Source organism: Kibdelosporangium banguiense, from assembly GCF_017876405.1.
In the GTDB taxonomy this organism is placed as follows: Bacteria; Actinomycetota; Actinomycetes; order Mycobacteriales; family Pseudonocardiaceae; genus Kibdelosporangium; species Kibdelosporangium banguiense.
This window is the reverse complement of sequence record NZ_JAGINW010000001.1, coordinates 8066548-8086607: the sequence shown is the minus strand read 5'-3', so window position 1 is coordinate 8086607 and position 20060 is coordinate 8066548. Positions and strand designations below refer to the sequence as shown.

Genomic DNA, 20060 nt, shown 5'->3' with positions numbered 1-20060 from the left:
GCAGGGTTATTCCGGTGCTCACGCCGAGACGTCATAGTATGGGCAACCTGCCCGGGTTATACGCGAGGGTCAGGTCATGGACCTTTGTTCAGGTTCGGCAGATACGTCTCGCCATAGTCGACCATGATCGAGCCGTACGGGTTGGCCTTCTCGTCGAAGGCGTTCTCCAGGGCGACCACGGCGCCGATGATCTGCGGTTTGAAGCCGCCCTCGGCAAGCGGCATCCGGACCACGAACTCCAGGAACATCGCGTTGACCCGTTGCTCGTCGATGGCGAATTCCTGCCCATGACCGTCGGGCTTGTCGACGAGCTTGGTCGCGGTGTTGGCGAAGACAGCGGCATTGGCCGCCCCCTCGGCGCCCATCAGGCTTTCGTACCTGGTGTCCTCCCCCAGCCCCAGGGCGTACGCCGGATACCGCTGGTAGGTCTTCTCCCAGAAGTCGAGATCATCCGGGTCGTCGAGCACCGCACCCAGGTAGACACCGAGGATGCGCCCGTTGAGCAGAGACGGCCGACGGCTCGCCGACCGGTTCGGCGGCCACTGGGCGAGGAACAGTCCCCACTGACCGACCAGCACCCGTTCGTGCCGAGGGACGTGTTTGCGTTCCACCAGGGCGATCCGCACCGGGGGTGACTTCAGCGCCTCACCTCTGGTCAACCGTCTGATCTCGGCCGCGACCGACTGCTCGAGCACCGGCCACATCGCCTCCAGCTGCTTGTTGGTCACGGTGTCGGGCAGCCGGTGCTCGTCGGGATCCCTGACCATCGCCTTCAGCGTGGACCTGTTCCTCAGCATCAAGGCGGTGATCTCGTCGGCACGGGCCACGATCCGCGGATGCACCCTGCCGTGGGCGTCGGCGAACGGCTCGTACACGCGGTTCATGGGGTCGCGCGGCGAACGCCATGGAAATGCCCTGTCCATCGCGGGCACAGGCACCAACTGATGCTTCACAATGCGCACAATACGAGCTCGAACTCGCCTTGATCATCTCTACATGGCAACAAATGTGGCCGGCGACCGCACAACCGCCTCATGCAACCGCAGCGCCAGAACGCCACGCATACAACCGACGACAACGAGTGGCCCGCTGCCGACCACAGACAGCACCTCGGATCCGATCCCCACGCTGTCCAGGTGCTCCAACGACGCGAGATCAACCAGTTCGACGGTGAACCCCTCGATGGCCGAACCGAACACAAGCACCTGGCGGCCGGCGATTTCAGTCACGGCGGCTCCAGGCCACGTGGTCATCAGCCGCGTGCGTTGTTGCCGGACCAGCCGACGCGTGGAGAGGTCCCAGATACTGATCTCCCCGAGGTTCGTGCGGGTGACTGCGACCGGACGGCCTTGCAGTGTGGTAACCGCGACGGATCTGACCACGTCGTTGTGCAGCATGGGATCACCAACCGGGACACCGGCGGCCGGGTCCCACATCTGCACCGCACCCTTGTTGGTGGTGTCACCGACACTGCCGGCGGTCAGGAAGATGGGCTTACCGGCTACCTCGCCCGCAGCGGCCGTCCACAACCAGTTGCCTGGGTGTTTTCCGGCGGGATGTACCGGTGTGCCGGATGCCAGGTCAAGGAAGTGCACGCTGCCACCCAGATCGGCGGCCACCACCATCGGACGATCACCGTCGACTATTGCCACGCCTTTGACCCAGGCACCACCCCAGCCGGCATCGTCGAGCCGCGACCTCGTCCGCCAGGCGTCGACCGCAGCGGCGCGGGTGCCTTCGTGGACTGCGCATGACGCAGCTGGGCCGAGGTGCCAGAGTCGCACCGCTCCATCGTCGGCACCGACCACGACGTAGGTCTCGCCATTGACCCGTCCGCTCGCCACGGAATAGATGGGTGCGCCTTGATGGAACGGGTGGGGAGCCTCGCTGTCCGGGCTGTAGACCCATCCGAGGTGCGCGAACCAGTCGTCGCCGAAATTCTCCTCGTCGCCGCGGTAGGGCTCAGGTGCCCCCAGCGTGGCCAGACGCCGGCTGTCGGACAGCCGGCGGACGACCAGGTGATGAAATCCACTGTGGATCAGAACCGGCCCGTCACCGGTTTCCACCACCGTCGCATCGAAAACGTTGTAAGGGGGACAGCCGTGGGGCTCGTCGATTCCTTCTCCGCCGATGTGCGTCCATGGCGTGGCCCAGGGCCGGTCCGGGGCGACCCGCGCGACGTCCTCGGCCAGGCGGTCGAGGCCGACCAGCCGCGCCCGCTGCTCCAGCGAAGCGGCCCGCCTGGGCCAGTCCTTCGCGGAGAAGAGCAGGAGGTGGTGGTACAGGCCGCGAGGGCGCTGGTTGATCGCCGTCCTCAGCCCCTCGTCCTCGGCGGTGAGGACGAATCCGGCATCATCGAGCAGCGGTTGCAGCAGGTCCGCGGCCGCGGCGTGGCGGGCCAGGTGGCGGCGCACGTAGGACGGAGCGGCGGTCCAATCAGGACGGCTGTCGGCGGCCGCAGGAACAAGTGAAACCAGTGTGCGAGTGATCCGCCGCTGGGCGAGGTCTTCAGCGGCAGGCGGTCGCAGGAAGTCCACCAGCGCTTGGTGGTACAGCCGATGATGGACCGCGTCGTCGTCGACCGTCTGCTCGACAAGGAAGTCAGCCGCGGTGGTGAGCAACCAGTCCAAGTCGGCCAACGTGTAGGTGCGTTGGCCGAGCGCACCCGCCAGTTCCACCCATGCGTCGTCCCGGGCGAGGCCCGTGCCGTGGGCGTAGGCAAGCGGAACGAGCAGGTCACGCGCGCGGGTGCTGTCCTTCCCGAAGCGGAGAAGGTAGTCCTCCAGGGCGTCGGCCACGGTACCTGGGAGGCGTGCGGCCGGGTCGGCGACCGCGTCACCGAGGATCAATGCGCGGCTGATGAGTTGTGCGAAAAGAAAGGTAGGGAACGCACGGTCGGCGACTGCGTCCGCGACCTTGGCGGCCAGATCGGGCCGATCCCGGTATGGGCTGCTTGTGCGCGGGTCGTCTGTGGCCAACAGCCGTTGCCGCACGTACCCGGCCAGGTCGTCGCGCTGCAGCCAGGGCTCGCGGTCGAGGTCGATGACCTGTGCCTGGTGCCCGCATGCGGTCAGCAATCCATCCCGGAGCCCTGGCCGCGTGCCGACCAGGACACGAACCCCGGCTGAAGCCGCGTCACGCGCGATGTCCCTCAGGGCTTGGCCGATGGCGTGTGGTTCGGCTGCCTCATCGAGCGCGTCCACCACGACGGTCAGCGGCACAGGCCCGGCCAGGATGTGATCGACAAGCACGTCCAGCTGCCGATTCGCGCTGACGGCGGTCAAGTCCACCGCAACTGCCCGGGCGATGCGTTCGAGCACATCGGGCGCGGACCGGCCGTGCGCGAGGATCGCCAGGTCCACACAGCCAACCGTCGGCACTGTGTCGTCAGGTACGTCGTTCAGTGGTGTATTCGCCCGGATCCCGGGATCGGCCAACGTGGCAAGCCGCGCCAGCACCGCGGACTTCCCTGAGCCAGGACCTCCGGTCACCACGCGCACCCGCCCGTCGGGTGCGTCGCCGGTCAACCAGGCGACGAGCTCGCGCAGAACCTGGGTGCGGCCGGTGAAATACCAGCCGGCCTGGCTGCCTCGTTCCACGCCACGAGCCCTCGGATTCCAGTGAGTGCCCAGCTCCCCGTCGGTGAACCAGACACCCTTGCCACGAGCCCGACTGGTGTGCTGAAGCAGCGCTTCGTACTCGGTGCGGCGGGTTTGCCATACCTCCAGCACCTGACGCAGTGAGTCCGCCGACATGTCCGGCGCGATCGGCGCCCCGTGCTCGGCGCTCCAGGACACGCACGCCAGCACGAACATCGACACCGTCCACGCGTCCGGCGCCGTCAGGTGCTTGCCGATGACCAGATCGTTGAGTGTGGTGTGCGCCAGCGGCTTGAATTTGATGTTGACGACATCAGCCAGGGCCTTCGGGCTCGTCGGACTGGTGTCATTGGCCATATGCCGGGCCAGGTCCCGGTAGGAGGGTGACCCAGCACGACGCCGCAGGTCGCCTAAGTGCTCAGCGAACCACGCCCGCGCGTCGACGCCCGCCACACCGACCTCCTAACCCGCAGTCAGCGCCCGTTCAGGTGTCCGGGAATGTCCGCGCAACCTGTGCACCAGCGTAGGAGCCGACCAGGGCGGACAGGTGGTACGTGTCCGGGTGTGTCCGCGATTCACTCCAACAGCGGCATTCACCAGCAAGGTTTCCGCCAACACCGGCGCGAAGAGGAGACCTTCAGTGTGGACCATAGTGATCGTCACGTACGCGGTCGCCCTGCTCGCCCTGCTCCTGGCGGCGGGCTGGGTGGCTCTGTTCGTCAAAGACCATCGCCGAGCCACTCGCGCGACCGGCATCCTCAAGATCGTGCTCGCCGCCACGCTGGGCAGTGGTGGCCTGTTCGGCCTGCTGATCCGGCTACACGAACTCGGCCTGCTGTGACACCGGGACGACGAGGTGGAAATCCGGCGCGGTCGTGCCGGGCGCTCTGCGATACTCCCGCCGTGAACAGTGGGAACGATGTGCCGGGGGTGCATTTCCTGCTCTCGCTCATCGAACCGGAGGACGCGGCCGCTGTACGGCGGCGGCTCGGGATCGGTGAGCCGGAGCAGCACCCTGACGACCGCGCCGCGTGGGAGCTCAATCGGCTGGGTGCGCCCAGGTCGATGTTGCTGTGGATGCTCGAGCGCGACGATCCCGCCACCAACCAGGTGGTGTTCCACCAGGCAGGCGCTTGTGACGCGATCAAGCGGGACATCTTGCGTGGCCTGCCGTTCGGTGGCGCGACCGGGCGGCTGCCGGTGCCTGGGCACTGCGGCAGGCGGTTCTGTTCACACTCGGAACCGGACATCCCGCTCAGCGGGCACGGCCTGATCGGTGGGATGCGCGAGGCGCGGACGATGGGTTCGGCCCGAGTGGCGGTGCGAGCTGTCGGCAGGCGCGACTGGGCCGAGGTCGCGGCGGCGGATCGGGCAAAGCCGTTGCCTGGATACGTGCGGTGGGCGTTGACCGAGCGGATCGACTGCCCGCCGGAGGTGCGCGCGCAGTTCGGGTCGCATCCCAAGTTCACTCATCGGCTGCGCAGGGCGGGCATCGTCGAGCTGCGGGAGTACGTCGAGCTCGGCAGGCCGCCGCAGAACGTGCTGGGGGTGTTGCACTTCGGTACCCAGCTGTTCCCGCATCGGGTGGGTGAGGCCGCCGCGCTGCTGGCGCCGTTGGTGCGCGCCGAGATCGGGGCGCACCCGGACGCGTGGGCAGTGCTGGCGCAGCTGTTGCCGACGTTCGCCGGAACGGTGCCGGAGCTGGTGAGCACGAGCGGCGCAGTCGCGTATGTGTAGGTGACGGGCGGCTGGATTCGAACCAGCGTGCTCCACCTTTGCAGGGTGGCGCGCCTGCCTCTGCGCTACGACCCGTCGGCGCGGATGTTACGGGGGATGAAGTGGGCTATCAGAAGCGGCTGCCGGTCATCGATCTGACCGATCGGCGAGCGTTGGCGAACTGGCGTCCGGCCGAGCCGTCGGTGATCGCCGAGGCGCAGCGGCTCAAGGAGGCCGCGTTGCTCGACTTCGGGCTCACCGAGTCCGTGGTCGGGTCGTGGCTGTTCGCCAAGTGCCGGCACCAGATCGCCACCACGGCGATCGACACCGCCGCGGTCGTCGCGTCCGGTGACGGCACATGCCTGCTGCTGTTCAACCCTGGCTTCTTCGTCGGCATCGGACTGGACGGCGTCAAGTTCGTGCTGTTCCACGAGGCACGGCACCTGGTGCACCGGCATCTGTTCACCGAACAGGAGCTGCGCGACGACCCCGTGTTCACGCTCGCGACCGAGGTGGTGATCAACCATGTCGCGATGGTGCGGCTGGGCCGGGGACTTCCGTTGCTGGACGGGAAACCGACCGGCATCGACCCGGCGGAGATCCACGCGGCCTACGTCGAGGATCTCACCGCGCAACGACTGACCCCGTTGACATACCAGGACTTCGTCGACACTGACATGACCGTCTACTCCGAACTCAAACGCATGAGGAACCCACCGGTTCCCGCACCGTTGTGCATCCACGTGACTCATCAGCTCCAGTTGGACCAGGAGACAGTCGACGAGGTCGCGTCGTCGGCGTTGCTGAACTCGCTGCTGGCGGCCCGCCGCGGCAACGACAAGGCCGAGTCGGAGCTGCTCGAGCTGATGGGCCGTACCGAGGACGTGGCGAGCCGGATCTGGGGAAACCTCGGCGCGGGCGCATTGCGAGGCACGACAGCACGCACCGGCAAGGTCGACTGGTGGCAGCGGTGGCTGGTCGACGTGCTCGGCTCGAAGCTGCGCGAGGGCGAGCGGCTGGTGTACCCGAAGAAGCGGGGTGCCGTACTGGCCGTGCTTGGCCATGATCCGATGTTGTCGCGCAGCGGGCCGGTACGGGACAAGGTACTCGTCATCGCGTACGACACGTCCGGGTCGATGCCGTCGAGTGTGGTGGAGTGGATGACCGAACTGGTCGGCGGGATCGACGGTGTGCAGGCACACTGGCTGTCGTTCGACGGCGTGGTGATGCCGTTCCGGCCGGGCGAGGCCGTGCGCGGCGGTGGCGGAACCAGTTTCCAGGCCGTGGTGGACTACGTCGAAGGACGTTCCACAGTGGACGGAGAGCACTTCGGGGAACGCCCGGACGCTGTCGTCATGCTCACCGACGGCTACGCCCCGCACGTGACGCCCGCCGAGCCGGACAAGTGGATCTGGCTGATCACCGAGGGCGGCGACGACTGGCCCGACGCGCACACCCCATCCATGGCCTGCCACCGAGTGCGGCCCGTGACCGGAAGAAACCGATGACCGAGACCATTCAGCGAACGTCCCGGCTGGCGGCGTTCATCGACGCGATGATCGACATCGGCCAGACCGGGCAGATCTTCGGCTCGCACGGGATCGGCAAGACCGCGACCTTCTTCTCGCACATCGCCGAGGCGTACCCGGACACCGTGCTGGTGTTCGTGCCCGCGGCCAACCTCACGCCGGACGACCTGCTGATCAACGCCCCGGTGCGGGAGGACGGCGAGCTCGTGTTGCGGCAGCTGGTGATGAGCCAGCTGCGGCCGGGCAAGAAGTTCGTCCTGCTGATCGACGACTCGTTGCAGGCAGGCGAGACGATCCAGTCGCAGCTCATGCAGATCGCGTGCAACTGGACGCTGGGCGAGTACGACCTGCGCGAGCTCGGCTGTGTCGGCGTGTTCCTGACCGACAACGAGTCGCTCGCCGAAACCTCGGCGCGGCGCAGTGACCTCGCGATCCTCGATCGCATGGTCACCGTGCGGATAACCGCGAACGACACCGCATGGCGCACCAAGCTCGCGGCGCGCCACCGTGACTGGGACCTGCGCTCGTTCTTCGGCGTGTGGAACTCGCTGGGCCCGCAACTGCGGGAGTCCTTGTCGCCCAGGACAATGGAGCACATCCTGGCCAACGCCCGGGAGGGATTCCCGTTGCGCTGGGCACTTCCGCTGGTCAACGGCGAGCGTCTGCGGCTGGAGGAGGCGCGCGGCAAGAAGACCATCAACCGCACCACCGAGATCCTCGACCGGCTCGCGGCAGCCCTCGGCGTACGGAATCCCACCACCGTCCCGGATCCGGTGCGGCAGGTGCTGCGGGCCGCGTTACGCAACCGCTGGAGCGTGCTGCTGCAAGGGCCACCCGGTTGCGGCAAGACCGAGCTGGTACGCGAGACGATCCGGGCCGAGCTCGGTCGTGACCCGCTGTACTTCTCGTTGCCGGTGACCAACGTCGAGGACCTGTGCGCGCCGTTGCCGACCGCGGACGGCACGTTGGAGAACCTGATGGCGCGGCCGTTCACCGGCCGTGATCCGAAGGCGATCGTCTGGGACGAGTACAACAGGCCCAAGGACAAGGCCGCGTTCGCCCGGCTGATGGAGATCACCCAGGAGTGGTCGTTGGCCGGGCAGCCGATCGAGAACCTGCGGGCCCAGGTGGCGATCCAGAACCCGCCCTACCACCTGGGGCGCAAACTTCTGGTGTCCCGCAACAACATCGCGCAGGCAACCCGCTTCACCGTCTCGCTTGTGGTCGAGCCCGGCGACATCCCGGCCAACGAGTGGCTGATCGGCAAGTACGGCGGCGTGGCGGAAACCGTGCTGGAGTGGTGGAAACACGACATCGACGACGAAGGCAGGGAGTGGATCACCAAACGCACCATCGAGCGTCTCGTGAAGCTGCACGAGCGCGGACTCCCCCTGGAGCTGGCCACGATCTACCTGGGCGACGGCGAGTACGCGCCCGTTTCACTGACTGCACTCATCGACAGGCTGGCCAACCGGCAGGTGACAGGACTCGGTGAGCTGGCAAGACAGGTCGACCGCTGGGAGGAGCGGCTGCGAGCAGAGTCCACGTCGGCCGAGGGCGGCAACGACGGCGACATCGTGCACCAGGTGCTGGCCAACGCTGAGTTGTCACAGCTACGCAGGCACCGCAAGGTAGTCACGCGACTGGTCGCGTTGCTGCCGCCCAAACTGCGCGCTACCTATCTCGTCGGTGTGGCCGAGGACCGGCAGCGGTTCTGGGTCGACGTGTTCAGGAAGATGCCGCGCTAAGCCGGTGGTGGCTGGCGGTGCACGCTGCGCACGGCCGCCACGTCGGCCGGCACCGCGGGCCGCTCTGGAATCGCGGCGCTCAGCGCGTCGAGTCTGCGCCTGATGCTGGTGGCGACGCCTTTGCCGAGTATGAAACGCGTAGGCGTGACTGCTCGCTGCGCGCCGTCCAGCAGCCGGTGGGCGGCCTGGCTGTGGAGGCCGGTGTTGCTCAATACGAGGTGCTGCAACCGGTGTGGCTGTTGCGCGAGTTCGTCAGCGATGGCTGTCGCGGCGGCCTCGTTCAGCCGGTTGTCCTGGGCGCCAAGGACTCCGGCGGCTTTGACCCGTCCAAGATCGCAGACCTCGACACCGGCCCGGACCGCCGCGATCACCAGTCCGGCCGCCGCCTGTGGTCCAATTCCGTTGCTGGCCAAGGAGATCCTGCGCAAACTGCCGGCCTTGAGCGCGTCGGCGATGATGTGCGCGCCCTCGTCGCCCAGCTGAGCGGCGGATACATACAGCTCGCTCACGGCGTCGGCGGCCAGCAGTGCTGCCAAGTGAGTCGCGCCTGCCGGGCCAAGTGGGTTGCCGCCGACGTAGAGCCGGTCGATCCGCCTGCCCGCGGCGGTCGCGGTAAGCATGGCGGCGACCACTCGTGACAGGCCGGTGGCGTCGAGGCTGGTCTGCACGAGGTCAAGCGTGCGCAAGGACTGTGCGGCCTCGACGATCGCTGCCGCCGCGTCACCGTCGCCGATTGGGTTGCGTTTGAGCCAGATGCCGGTCACCTTGCTCGCTTGTGGCGACATTCGCAGGTTGTCCGCGATACGACACGCGCCACCCGAGGTGATCCCGTTGCAGCCGAGGTAGAGCGTCTCGACCTCGCGCTCGACGGCCTGCCCGACAGCCTCGGCGGCACCGTCACCGAGGCCGTCGGTACCCAGCAGCAGATGCCTGACCACGCCGGGGCGCATCGCCTCCGCCACCTGCGCCGCGCCGTCCGGCCCGAGTGCCTGTTTGCACAGATCGAGCCGACCGTCGGGCAATGCCGTGCCGGTCGGGAAGTCCAGTCGGCCTCCCGCGGCCGTGCCGGTGCGCAGCCAGGCCAGCAACGGCTCGAGGTGGCCTACCACGCCGCCTCCCGGTAGTCCTTGAGGAACACCCCGGCGATCGGCGCGCCCGCCTCGCCCCGCACGATCGGGTCGTACACCCGCGCCGCACCATCCACAATGTCCAGTGGCGTGCGGAAGCCGTTCCCGGCGAGCCTGGCCTTCTTGGGCGCCGGGTTCTCGTCGGTGATCCAGCCGGTGTCGACCGAGCACATGTAGACGCCCTGCTCGGCGAGCTCCGGCCCGCTGGTGCGGGTCAGCATGTTGAGCGCCGCCTTGGCCATGTTCGTGTGCGGATGGCCGGATGTCTTGTTCCGTACGGCAAACCGGCCTTCGACGGCGGTCACGTTGACGACGTATCGGCGTGGGTGCGGCGAGGCCAGCAACAGCGGCAGCAACCTGTCGCACAGCAGGGTCGGTGCGAGTGCGTTGACCAGTTGCGTCTCCAGCACCTCGGCCGCGTCGAGTTCGCCGATACGAGCCGACCAGGAGTTGACCGGCGCGGAGTCCAGCAGCAATCCGGCCTCGTCGATCCCGGCAAGTGCCAGGGCGTTCTGCCCCGACGCAAGCATCGGGCTGAAACCAGGCGCGAGCAGGGCATTCGACGGCAGCGCGCCAGTCTCGCCGCCGATCAGCGCCGCGTAGGACTCGGGCGGGCGACGCACAGTCTGGGCGGCATTGTTGACGAGGATGTCGAGCGGCCTGCCGTCCTCGCGCAGCGATTCGGCAAGACCGAGCACCTGACGTGGATCACGCAGGTCGATGCCGACAACCGACAGCCGGTCAGCCCAGTGCACACTGCCGGGCACCTGGTCGAAACGGCGCTGAGCATCGCGCGGGAAACGGGTCGTGACCAGCAGCTCGGCCCCGTCCCGCAACAGCATCAACGCCAGTTGGAAACCGATCTTCACCCGGCCACCGGTGAGTAACGCGCGGCGCCCCGTCAGATCGGTGCTCGCATTGCGACGTTCGGCGTTCTCCCGCGCGCAGGACGGGCAAAGCCGATGGTAGAACACATCAGCGAGCTGATAGGGCTCCTTGCAAACGTAGCAGCGCCGTGATCGCGACAACGAGCGAACAGACGCATCCGGGGCAGGCCTCAATGGAGCGTCCTCGCGACGATCCAGAGCACCGGTCGCGGTCGTGGCGTCGATGACAGCGTCGGCCTGGACGCGTTCGGCAGCACGCACCTTCTTGCGGCGCAGCCTCCCCTCGCGGGCGAACGACTCCGCGACCCGCTCAGCCTTCAGCCGCACCGGGTCATCCGCCGCAAGCGCCCGCAGCCGCGCGACAGTCTCATGGAACGCCGCGAGCTCGCCCTCAGTGATCATCTCGTCTCTCATCGCGCGGTCCCGGCCGGATTCGAACCGACGTGTCCACCTTGACAGGGTGGCGCGCCTGCCTCTGCGCTACAGGACCGAGGCTGCCAGGGCGGCCGGATTCGAACCGGCGTGCTCCGCCTGGGAAAGGCGGCGCGCCTGCCTCTGCGCTACGACCCTGGCATTGCCGGCATCGTATCGGCCGGCAGTCAGGAGCCGTCCGGCTAACAGAACACGCCTCTGACCAGCACGGACAAGATTCCCGACACGCATATGTGCCTAGCAGGAACCGACACGACCGCGTCCGCGTCACCCCTGACCCGCCAGCGGGTTATCGTGTGGAACATGGCCTCACCTGCCCCGCCGTCACCGGACCCGCATCCGGCTCCTGCCCTGCTCTCGGCCAATACCCCACAAGCGATCCGTGACGCCCTCATCGGCTCCGAGCGCCGCGAGTTCGAACAGCGCTACGCCGAGGAAATGGCCGCCGCCGCCCATACCCTCAACCTGACCGGCGTACTCACCGTGCTGGACACCTACCGCAAGATCGCCGACATCACCCAACGGCAAGGACCACAGACACACCAGCGCATGCTCGACCAAGTCGCCCGTCTGCAGAACGGACAAGACGTATCTACTGTGCCCGGCCAAGAACACAAAGCACAGATCAACATGAGGCTGGGCCACTGACAGGTGTACTCCTACGAAATTCTGCCCGAGGCACGAGACCAGGTCGACGGGCTCCCGATCGCCGCTCTGCCCTTCTACGCCGAACTCATCGCTTTCCTCGAGTTGACCCCGTGGGACGCTCCCCCATATCGCGACGACAACCTGCGCAAGATCGTGTTCGGCTCCACCGCCGAAGGCATCACCGTGTATCTGATCCTAGAAGACCAACGCCGCGTCGTCGTGGTCAGCGTCACCTGGATCGGCTGACCCCAACTCCGGCCACCGGGATTCGTGTCGACAGCAGCTTGATACTCAAGTCAGCGCCATAGTGCGCGGTTTCGGACCTCACACCCCAGGTCGGTCTTTCCGGTCGGAAGGACAAGTTGGTTTCCCTTCTCATCCTGCCGACCGAAAACCCCGTCACGTGCTTCAAATCACGCCGTTGTCACCAAAAGATTGACATGGGCGTTCAGCAGTCGATCCGCAGCGAACTGGTTTTGTTGCGAGCGGCGGCGGTCAGGTTGTGGTTCACTCCGTTGTTGTAGTAGGTAGCCAGTGGTGTTCCGGTTGCTGATGCGTTGTCGAACAGGCGTATGGTTCCGCCGCCCTGGTTCTTGATGGATTCGATGTTGTTGTTGAATCCGGGCGGCAGGTCTCTCTCCAGGAAAGTCCCGCAGTGGGCCGGCATCATGAGGGAGCCGCCGCCGTTGAGGCCTGTCCACATGCACGAGTAGCTGGGCCAGCAGTCCGACCAGGCTGAGGTACTCGCGGTCGCCGCGGTGGCCGACGAAAAGACCAGCGCCACGATCGAACAGACGGTGAGCAAAATCCTTCTGGAATTCCTGAGCATGCGCCTCGTTCCCCTCTGAGGATTTCACGTGGCCGGCGGCGTCACAGGAATCCGGGCTACCGGCCACGATTGAGTGGCATCTCCATCATTCGGAGGCACCACTCAACCTAGCCCGCAACCTGATTGTCAGGCGCGACTGCAAGAGCTGGACAAACAAAATTCCTGCCCGGGGCGCACCGAGTTCTTCCCAAGAGGCATTCAGTCGCTCAGCAACAGCTGGTCGACCATGATGTGGCCCCATGCGCCGGTTGCCTGGTCGATCACCTGTACTTGGGCACTTTGCCCCTGCATGTCGCCGATGTCCCAGTCGATCGGTTTGAGCACACCGGTGTCGTCTCCGGTAGCTGTCCGCACCACCTGGCCGTTCACGATCAGGTTGATCGAGGTCTCCCCTGGCGCGCCGGGCGGGTGGTTCCCGCCGGCGATCAGGAAGTGAAGGTGGTTGCGGTCCAGGGTGAACACCGGTGAGGTGATCGTGCCGGTGGCCGGGTCGCCTCCGCCGGCGAACGTGTCCAGCGCCGCGTTGCCGACCATGCCCGGCAGGTACCAGGGCAACGGCCCGGTTCCGGTGAAGCTGCCGGTGGTGGTCCAGCCGGGGTCGTAGGAGGAGCCTTCGAATCCCGAGAGCAGCTTGGCCGGGCGCTGGGCCAGGTCCTTGAACTCGGTGATCGTCGTGTTGGCGAATGTGGCGCTGCCGCCGGTGGTGTAGAGGTTGATGCCGGTGTCCGAGGGGTCGGCGAACACCTGGCTGGAGTGCACGTACCGGCCGTCGTCCACGAACACCTCGATCGAGGTGCGGTCGACCAGGATTCGCAGGTGCACGTTGGTCTTCGCCGGATTCCACGGGGCGTGGCTCTCCCCTCGCGTCCCCGTGGTGTCGGGCTGGCCGGTCTGCCGCCGGTTGAGATAGCTGTAGTCGCGGTAGATCCCGGCATCCGCGTGCCGCGTCCCGTCGGCGGACACCCGTAGCTGCATCCCGATGTTGTCCAGCTGGGTCCAGCTGACGTCAGTGTTCAGCTCGTACGCAGTTCCGTGGTACGCCAACGGCACCAGACCGCCGTCGACCTGGATGGTGCCTAGGTTCTTCACGGAACTGGCGTGGGAAGCCAAAGCCGAAGTCGGCTGGGAGACCAGTGCATACCCGTCCGCGTAGTGCTTCAGCGTGATTTGCCGGACGATCGAGTCGGTTCCGTTGAAGCCGTCCGCGGCCCAGGTCGGCGTGGCGTCCGGGTACGCCCAGTTGTTCATCCAGGCCATCCCGAACCGCCGGTCCAACGGCGCGGACGGGTCCTCCCACGTGACCCCGGCGTACCAGTCGAAGCCGTGATCCAGCCACTGCGGCACAGACGAGTCGGCCGTGAACGCGGCTCCGTCGAAAGAACCAGTCCAATACGCGTAGGTCCCGTTGACGCTCACGCCCAGCACCCAGTGCGTGGTGCCGTCGTCGGCGCGGATCTGGAACAGGTCCGGGCATTCGAGCGTGCCGTACGTGCTCGCGAAGTCCGACTGCCGTGTCCACGTCTTCAGGTCCGGTGAGGTGAAGAACCCGATCCGGTCGCCTTCGGTGATCGCCGCGACCCATCGTCCGCGAGCGGAGTCCCAGATCACCTTCGGGTCCCGGAAGGCGCCACGCCCGCCGTTCGGGATCACCGGTGTGTCGCCGTACGGCCGGAATGTCCGGCCGCCGTCGATCGAGTACCACAGGAACTGAGCCTGCGGCGCGGAGGCGTTCGCGATCTGTGCGGGAGTCGGGTGGTCCATCTGCGTCACCAGCTGGATCACCGCACCGGCGCCGAAACCTGCCGTGTTCGCGGTGTCCACGACCGCGGAACCGGACCACAGGTCGTAGTTCGCGTTCGTCTTCTTCGGCGCGGCGATCCCCTGATCGGCGAAGGCGACCCCGTCGGTGGTCGTCGCCAGCCGCCAGGCCGTGCCGACCTCGATCGGGTAGTCGGCGTTGTAGAGGTAGTAGTAGTTGAACTTGCCGTTGAGGTACACCGGCCGCTGGGGATCGTTCTTCCAGTGGTCGGGCACTGTGAAGTGGTACTGGGCACGATAGGTGGTCGCGGCCCGCACAGGGGTGGCGTGGCCGGGACCGAACAGGCCCCCGGCCACTGTCGCCAGCACAACTGCGATCCGCAGCAGGCGAGATCCGCTCGTCGTTGAGCTCATCCGACCTCCAGAACTCTAGGAACCAGAAACACTCAGGTGTTTGCCGTCCCACGCCACCGGCATGGGATCGCTGATGGCGCCGACGAAACCCTGCTCGCCGCGGTTGTGGAACGCGATCAGCACCCAGCGGTCGTCGGACCGGCGGCGGATCAGGCGTCCACTGTAGAAACGGTCGTCGGTGACGGGTTCGGCGGCCGCGATGTCGAACGGCCCCAGTGGACCGCCGGCCGGAGCGGCCCAGATCCCGCCGGTCGTGCCGGTCGCCCGGCGGTCGGCCGAGGCGTGCTCGGCCAGACAGGAGAACAGCAGGACCGGGCGGGCGTCCACCACCTCGACCTGAATGACTTCCAATTGCCCGAAGCCTCGCGGCCCGGGGACCGTCAGCGCCGGGCGCAACTCCCAGTGCCGCAGATCTGCGGAGACCGCGTGCCCGACCACGCCGCGCTCGAACGGCTCGCCGGAGCCGGCGCGAGCGGTGATGAGCATGTGCCAGCCGTCACCGTCCGGGTCGGCGAACACCCACGGGTCTCGGAACGCCTCGTCGTGCCAGACGCCGGCGTCCAGCGTTTCGTACCAGCGGGGATCGGCCGACAGGACTGGGTTCTCCGGCGCCCGCTGCCAGGTCAGAAGATCCTGTGACGTGGCATAGCCGATCCGCTGGACGTTCTTGCCTTCCGGGGCAGGCGTGGAACCCGTGTAGAACAGGAACCACGTCCCGTCCGGGTGCCGCACCACCGAACCGGTCCACGTCGCCAGGTCGTCGAACGCCGGGGCGTCCGCACGGACCAGCGCGTCCTCGATCCGGGTCCAGCTCACCAAGTCCGTCGAGACCGCGTGGCCGATCGACGCACGGTAGTGCCGGGCCTCGGGATCACGCAAAGCCCTTGAGGCGTAAAGGAAGAAGAGGTGGTAGCGGTCGCCGTCGTCGGCGAACCAGAAGTCCCAGACCCAGGAGTCGGGCAGCGAGAACATCCACAAACCTTTCGGAAGGAAAGTCGGGAAAGCGTTGCCTCGTCAGCCCTTCACGCCGCTTGCCGCGACACTGCTGACGAATGCACGTTGGAAGGCAAGGAAAACCACGAGCACCGGCAGCGTGATCATCGACGTGTAGGCCATGATCTCGCCCCAGGCAGTGGTGTCCTGGAAGAAGTACTGCATGCCGACCATGACCGGCCGCAGGTTCTCGTCCTGGACGACCATGCTCGGCCACAGGTACTGGTTCCAGGCCGGCAGGAAGGTGAGGATCGCGACCGTCGCGAACGCCGGGCCGGACAGCGGCACGGCGATCTTGCGGTAGATGGTGAACCAGCCCGCGCCGTCGATCCGCGCCGCCTCGTCGATCGCGGTCGGGATGGTGGAGAAGTACTGGGAGAACAGGAAAATCGAGAACCCGTTGGCGATGAACGGGACGATCTGCACCTCGTAGGAGTCCAGCCACCCGAAGTCGTACTCGACCCACCCGTTCTGGAACAACAGGGTCGGCAGATGCGAGACCCAGTAGACCATCGGCACCGCGATGGTCTCGAACGGCACGATCAGCGTGGCGATGATGACGCTGAGCACCACGCCGCGGCCCGTCCAGCGCAGCCGGGAGATCGCGAACCCGGCCATAGAGTTTACCACGAGCCCGATGCCCACGATCGCCACCGTGACGATCAGCGAGTTGAGCAGGAACCGCCCGACCGGCACCCGGTCGAACACCCCGGAGTAGTTGCGCAAGCTGATGTCGCCGACCGGCAGGAACGCCCGCCAGCCGCCGATGTCGGACAGGATCTGCCCGTCGGGCTTCAGGCTGGAGACGAACATGAACACCAACGGGAACAAGAAGAAGACAGCGAGTCCGGCCATCACCATGTAGAACCAGACCCGCCTGCGGCGGCGCAACACGCGCTCGCCCGGATCGTGCACTGCCATGGCTCAGTCCTTGTCTCGGGTCAGGAAGCGCTGAACCAGCGCGACAATGAGCACCAGCACGAAGAACACCAGCGAGAGCGCCGAGCCGTAGCCGATCTGCTGCTGCTTGTAGCCCATGCGGACCGCGTGGTAGACGAGCGTCGAGGTGGAGTCCACCGGGCCGCCCTGGGTCATCACGTCGATCTGCACGAACAGCCCGAGCGCGGCGATGGTGATGGTGATCAGCACGAACACCCGGGTCGGGCGCAGGCACGGCCACGTCACGTCGCGGAACTGCCGCCAGGGCCCGGCGCCGTCGATCCGCGCGGCCTCGTACAGCTCCTCGGGGATGGTCTGCAGGCCGGACAACCAGATCAGCATGTGGAAGCCGACCGCCTGCCAGATGGACAGCACGATGATCGCGGTGAGGGCGGTGCTCGGGTCGTTCAACCACGCGGTGCCCTGCCAGGCGCCGAAGGTGATCGAGTCGATGAAGGAATTGATCAGCCCGTCCGGCTGGTACATGAACTTCCACAGGATCGAGACCACGACGATCGAGGTCACGACCGGGATGAAGAAGATGACCCGGAACGCCACCACCCCACGGATCTTCTGGTTCACCAGGATCGCCAGCAACAGCCCGAACCCGGCCTGCACCGGCACCACGACCGCGGCGAAACAGAACGTGTTCACCAGCGAGCGGAAGAACGCCGGATCGGCGGTGAATGCCCGGACGAAGTTGTCGAAACCGGTGAAGACGGTGGGTTCCGGCGAGATCAGCCGCGCGTTGGTGAACGACAGGACAAAACCGAGGATCACCGGAACGATCAGGAACGCCAGCAGCAACAGCACCGCCGGGGCAGCCATCGCCCAGCCTGCGCGACGCTCGGAGCGCACGTCGGCACGAAGCCTGCGCCGGGGAACGGATCTCGGGGCCGCGCTCGCGGTATGTGAGTCCGGCGAGGAGATCGCCGTCATGAGAAGTGCCTTCCACTTGGCCCGCCGGGCGCTGCCGCCCGGCGGGAGCAACGACGACCTAGAAGCCGTAGCCGTTCTGCGACTTGATGTCGGTGTCGATCGCCTGCACGGCAGTGTCGAGCGTCGAACGCACATCGGCGCCGCTCATGATGTCCTTGGCCGCCTTCTCGAAGGACAAGGAGATCGCCGGGTAGCCAGGGGTGGCCGGCCGGGCCAGGGCGAACTTCTGCGACAGCACCGCGAACTGGTGCAGTGGTGCCTTGTCGTTGAAGTACTTCGACGCCGTCGTGGCGGCCGCGGTGCTCGGGATGACGACCTGGCTGTCGGCGAAGGCGGTGAGGTACTTGTCCTGGAAGCTGAACTTCAGGTACGCGCGGGCTCCGTCGGCGTTCTTACAACCAGCGGAGATGCCCCACTGCCAGGAGCCGCCGCCGATCTTGGGGCCCTTGCCGAAGTCCACCGGCGGCAGGATCAGCAGGTCGTTGCCGACGCTCTTGAGCGCGTCCTCGGCGTTCCACACACCGGTGTAGCTCAGGGCCACCTTGTCGTCGATGAAACGCTGGTTGCCGACCGGGCCTGCGTTGTCCGCCCAGCCATTCTTGAACGCCTGCTGGAACCAGGTGAAGAACTTCACCGCGTCCGGGCCGTTCAGCGCGCCGTCGGCGGACTTCATGGTGCTGCGATTGATCAGATCACCGCCGGTGCTCTGGAGCATCGGCGAGTACGCGTACGACCACCACTCCCCCTTGTCGGCGGCGCCGAGATCGAGCGGTGTGGTGTAGCCGTTCGCCTTCAGCTTGGTGACGGCCGCGTCGAACTCGTCGAGCGTCCACGGCTTGTCGACGGTCGGGATCCTGATGGTGTTCTTGTCCAGCACCGACTTTCGCGCGAAGATCGACAGCGCGGCGTCCCAGTAGCCGGCCGAGTAGACAGTGTCCTTGTAGCGCCCGACGGTCGTGGGCAGCAGGGAATTGATCAGGTCGTCCGGCAGACCCAGCGGCTGCAGGTAGCCCGCCCAGGCCCAGTTCGGCATCACCGGGCCGTCCATGTCCAGCAGACACGGCAGCTTTCGGGCCGTGGCGGCCGCGGTGATCGCGTCGTTGTAGGACCCCTGCGGGAAGTTCTGCTGAACGATCTTGTACTGGGTCTGGGACGCGTTGAAATCGGAGATGATCTGCTGGTACACCGCCAGTTCACCGGGATTGCCCGCCGAGTGCGTCCACATCGTGATCTCACCGGGACTGCCGGACGACGAGGACTCCTGCCCCGCACGGGCGCAGCCGCCCAGCGCAAGCACCACGGACAGGCCCGCCGCTGCTATGATCGAGAGGGATTTACGCTTCACCGTACGATCTCTTTCTCTGTTCCGGAGCGCGACCGGCCGTCGTCTCCGTGCCGGATGGCAGCGCCAACTGCCATGTGGATTGCAATGCGATGAGTGAGACCTGCCGCCGGTCAGTCGCCAAACTGAACCGGCGGCGGGCCCACCGAGGCCCGGCGGATGATCGGGCACGGCATGAGATACGGGACCGCGGGGTCTGCCTGGCGCAGCCCCAGGGCGACCTCCATCGCCCATCGGCCCATCTCGTAGTGCGGCAACGCGATCGTCGTCAGCGGAGGGTCGAGCTCGGCCGCGACCAGTTGCTGGTCGTCGTAGCCGACGATGGACAGATCGCGGGGAATCGACAGTCCACAATGGTGTGCGGCCGCGTAGGCGCCCATGGCCATGCGGTCGTTGAAGCAGAACATCGCGGTGGGACGTCGTTCGGCCGGCAGGTCCAGCAGCCGCCGGGCTGCCTCCCGCCCACCACCGGCCACCGGTTCGGCGCGGGCGTGCAGGGCGGGGTCCGGCTCGATCCCGGCGTCCGCCAGGATCCGGAGATACCCTTCGTACCGCAGCCGTGAGGCGACCAGGTCGAACCGCTGCTCGGCGTCCAGGAAAGCGATCCGGCGATGCCCGGCGGCCACCAACTCCTGCACCGCGGCCATCCCGCCCGCCTGCTCATCCGGCACGACCGCGGCACGGCCCCCACCAGCCGGAGCACAGTCAAGCAGGACAGCATCCTCAGGCAGGCCCTCCGGCACCTCGACCACGCGATGCCACATGCACGCGTAGATCATGGCGTCGACCTGTTGCCCGCTCAGGGCATGCAGCGCCTGACGCTCGGCGCCGGCATCACGCTCGGTGTCGACGAGGATCACCAGATGCCCCTGCTCACGCGCCACATCGTTGGCCCCGGCCAGCATCCGCCCAGCAAACGGCGTACTGGCGATCGTGTCCGAGATCAACCCGACCATGCGGGTCTGCTGCGTCCGCAGGCTGCGGGCCACCGAGTTCGGCTTGTAGCCGACCGCCTCGGCCGCCTCACGCACACGCTGCTGGGTCTGCGGCGAGATACGCGTCGTGTTCACCCCGTTGAGCACCATCGACACCGTCGCCGTGGACACCCCGGCATGGGCCGCCACGTCGGACATCCGAACTCGGGCCATCGTGCCGCCCCT

At 66.9% G+C, this 20060-nt stretch carries 17 protein-coding genes and 3 tRNA genes; 6 read left to right on the top strand and 14 right to left on the bottom strand.

The features are described from left to right. Positions 1–74: 74 nt before the first annotated feature. On the bottom strand, positions 75–953 hold the full coding sequence (locus JOF56_RS36965) for a hypothetical protein (protein WP_209644068.1): 879 nt from the start codon (positions 951–953) through the stop codon (positions 75–77). Positions 954–992: 39 nt separating this feature from the next. Further along, positions 993–4052, bottom strand: coding sequence for a hypothetical protein (locus JOF56_RS36960; RefSeq protein WP_209644067.1), 3060 nt, complete (start codon positions 4050–4052; stop codon positions 993–995). A 187-nt stretch (positions 4053–4239) separates the two neighbouring features. Between JOF56_RS36960 and JOF56_RS36955 the strand changes: the two genes are divergently transcribed. Further along, positions 4240–4440: a hypothetical protein gene (locus JOF56_RS36955; protein ID WP_209644066.1), complete on the top strand. Its 201-nt coding sequence runs from the start codon at positions 4240–4242 to the stop codon at positions 4438–4440. Between the two features lie 62 nt (positions 4441–4502). After that, entirely contained in the window at positions 4503–5336 is an 834-nt protein-coding gene (locus JOF56_RS36950; RefSeq protein ID WP_209644065.1) for a hypothetical protein, read from the top strand. A 1-nt stretch (position 5337) separates the two neighbouring features. Here the strand turns inward: JOF56_RS36950 and JOF56_RS36945 are convergent. Next, positions 5338–5413, bottom strand: a tRNA-Cys gene (locus tag JOF56_RS36945). 24 nt (positions 5414–5437) lie between these two features. Here JOF56_RS36945 and JOF56_RS36940 point away from each other — a divergent pair. Together JOF56_RS36940 and JOF56_RS36935 are read left to right on the top strand one after the other, a co-directional pair. Next, positions 5438–6823 carry a vWA domain-containing protein gene (locus tag JOF56_RS36940; RefSeq protein WP_209644064.1) on the top strand — a complete coding sequence of 462 codons (1386 nt, stop codon included), beginning with the start codon at positions 5438–5440 and terminating at the stop codon, positions 6821–6823. Continuing rightward, positions 6820–8592, top strand: coding sequence for an AAA family ATPase (locus JOF56_RS36935; RefSeq protein WP_209644063.1), 1773 nt, complete (start codon positions 6820–6822; stop codon positions 8590–8592). Before JOF56_RS36940 ends, JOF56_RS36935 begins: the two co-directional genes overlap by 4 nt. Here the strand turns inward: JOF56_RS36935 and JOF56_RS36930 are convergent. From JOF56_RS36930 to JOF56_RS36915, 4 genes are all read right to left on the bottom strand, one after another. Then, a complete protein-coding gene (locus JOF56_RS36930) occupies positions 8589–9701 on the bottom strand; it encodes a leucine-rich repeat domain-containing protein (RefSeq protein ID WP_209644062.1) in 1113 nt (370 codons plus the stop codon). The genes JOF56_RS36935 and JOF56_RS36930 overlap by 4 nt on opposite strands. Next, the gene (locus JOF56_RS36925; RefSeq protein WP_245378527.1) at positions 9695–11020 is read right to left on the bottom strand and encodes an SDR family NAD(P)-dependent oxidoreductase; all 1326 of its coding nucleotides are present in this window, start codon (positions 11018–11020) and stop codon (positions 9695–9697) included. Before JOF56_RS36925 ends, JOF56_RS36930 begins: the two co-directional genes overlap by 7 nt. A gap of 4 nt (positions 11021–11024) precedes the next feature. Then, positions 11025–11096 (bottom strand) — tRNA-Asp (locus JOF56_RS36920). Positions 11097–11101: 5 nt separating this feature from the next. Beyond that, positions 11102–11179: transfer RNA gene (locus tag JOF56_RS36915), tRNA-Gly, on the bottom strand. 162 nt (positions 11180–11341) lie between these two features. Between JOF56_RS36915 and JOF56_RS36910 the strand changes: the two genes are divergently transcribed. Both JOF56_RS36910 and JOF56_RS36905 read left to right on the top strand, forming a co-directional pair. After that, complete coding sequence (locus tag JOF56_RS36910) at positions 11342–11686, top strand: DUF6247 family protein (RefSeq protein ID WP_209644061.1); 345 nt, start codon at positions 11342–11344, stop codon at positions 11684–11686. A 3-nt stretch (positions 11687–11689) separates the two neighbouring features. Further along, positions 11690–11932, top strand: a complete 243-nt coding sequence (locus JOF56_RS36905) for a hypothetical protein (protein ID WP_209649134.1) — start codon at positions 11690–11692, stop codon at positions 11930–11932. 202 nt (positions 11933–12134) lie between these two features. Here JOF56_RS36905 and JOF56_RS36900 read toward each other — a convergent pair whose 3' ends face one another. The 7 genes from JOF56_RS36900 to JOF56_RS36870 all read right to left on the bottom strand — a co-directional run bounded on the left by JOF56_RS36900 (position 12135) and on the right by JOF56_RS36870 (position 20048). Beyond that, the gene (locus JOF56_RS36900) at positions 12135–12515 is read right to left on the bottom strand and encodes a peptidase inhibitor family I36 protein (RefSeq protein WP_209644060.1); all 381 of its coding nucleotides are present in this window, start codon (positions 12513–12515) and stop codon (positions 12135–12137) included. Positions 12516–12713: 198 nt separating this feature from the next. Next, positions 12714–14687: a glycoside hydrolase family 32 protein gene (locus JOF56_RS36895; protein WP_209644059.1), complete on the bottom strand. Its 1974-nt coding sequence runs from the start codon at positions 14685–14687 to the stop codon at positions 12714–12716. Positions 14688–14702: 15 nt separating this feature from the next. Further along, complete coding sequence (locus tag JOF56_RS36890) at positions 14703–15659, bottom strand: glycoside hydrolase family protein (protein ID WP_209644058.1); 957 nt, start codon at positions 15657–15659, stop codon at positions 14703–14705. Between the two features lie 42 nt (positions 15660–15701). Continuing rightward, complete coding sequence (locus JOF56_RS36885) at positions 15702–16601, bottom strand: carbohydrate ABC transporter permease (protein ID WP_209644057.1); 900 nt, start codon at positions 16599–16601, stop codon at positions 15702–15704. A gap of 3 nt (positions 16602–16604) precedes the next feature. Further along, positions 16605–17558, bottom strand: a complete 954-nt coding sequence (locus tag JOF56_RS36880; RefSeq protein WP_209644056.1) for a carbohydrate ABC transporter permease — start codon at positions 17556–17558, stop codon at positions 16605–16607. A 58-nt stretch (positions 17559–17616) separates the two neighbouring features. Further along, positions 17617–18903 (bottom strand): sugar ABC transporter substrate-binding protein, encoded by a 1287-nt coding sequence (locus JOF56_RS36875; protein WP_307855421.1) that lies wholly within the window; start codon positions 18901–18903, stop codon positions 17617–17619. Positions 18904–19013: 110 nt separating this feature from the next. Then, positions 19014–20048: a LacI family DNA-binding transcriptional regulator gene (locus tag JOF56_RS36870; protein ID WP_245378526.1), complete on the bottom strand. Its 1035-nt coding sequence runs from the start codon at positions 20046–20048 to the stop codon at positions 19014–19016. Between the last annotated feature and the right edge of the window lie 12 nt (positions 20049–20060).

Coding starts and splice junctions, on each gene's coding strand:
- JOF56_RS36935 (WP_209644063.1), top strand. CDS start 6,820: ATGACCGAGACCATTCAGCGAACGTCCCGGCTGGCGGCGTTCATCGAC.
- JOF56_RS36925 (WP_245378527.1), bottom strand. CDS start 11,020: ATGAGAGACGAGATGATCACTGAGGGCGAGCTCGCGGCGTTCCATGAG.
- JOF56_RS36910 (WP_209644061.1), top strand. CDS start 11,342: ATGGCCTCACCTGCCCCGCCGTCACCGGACCCGCATCCGGCTCCTGCC.
- JOF56_RS36900 (WP_209644060.1), bottom strand. CDS start 12,515: ATGCTCAGGAATTCCAGAAGGATTTTGCTCACCGTCTGTTCGATCGTG.
- JOF56_RS36895 (WP_209644059.1), bottom strand. CDS start 14,687: ATGAGCTCAACGACGAGCGGATCTCGCCTGCTGCGGATCGCAGTTGTG.
- JOF56_RS36890 (WP_209644058.1), bottom strand. CDS start 15,659: ATGTTCTCGCTGCCCGACTCCTGGGTCTGGGACTTCTGGTTCGCCGAC.
- JOF56_RS36885 (WP_209644057.1), bottom strand. CDS start 16,601: ATGGCAGTGCACGATCCGGGCGAGCGCGTGTTGCGCCGCCGCAGGCGG.
- JOF56_RS36880 (WP_209644056.1), bottom strand. CDS start 17,558: ATGACGGCGATCTCCTCGCCGGACTCACATACCGCGAGCGCGGCCCCG.
- JOF56_RS36870 (WP_245378526.1), bottom strand. CDS start 20,048: ATGGCCCGAGTTCGGATGTCCGACGTGGCGGCCCATGCCGGGGTGTCC.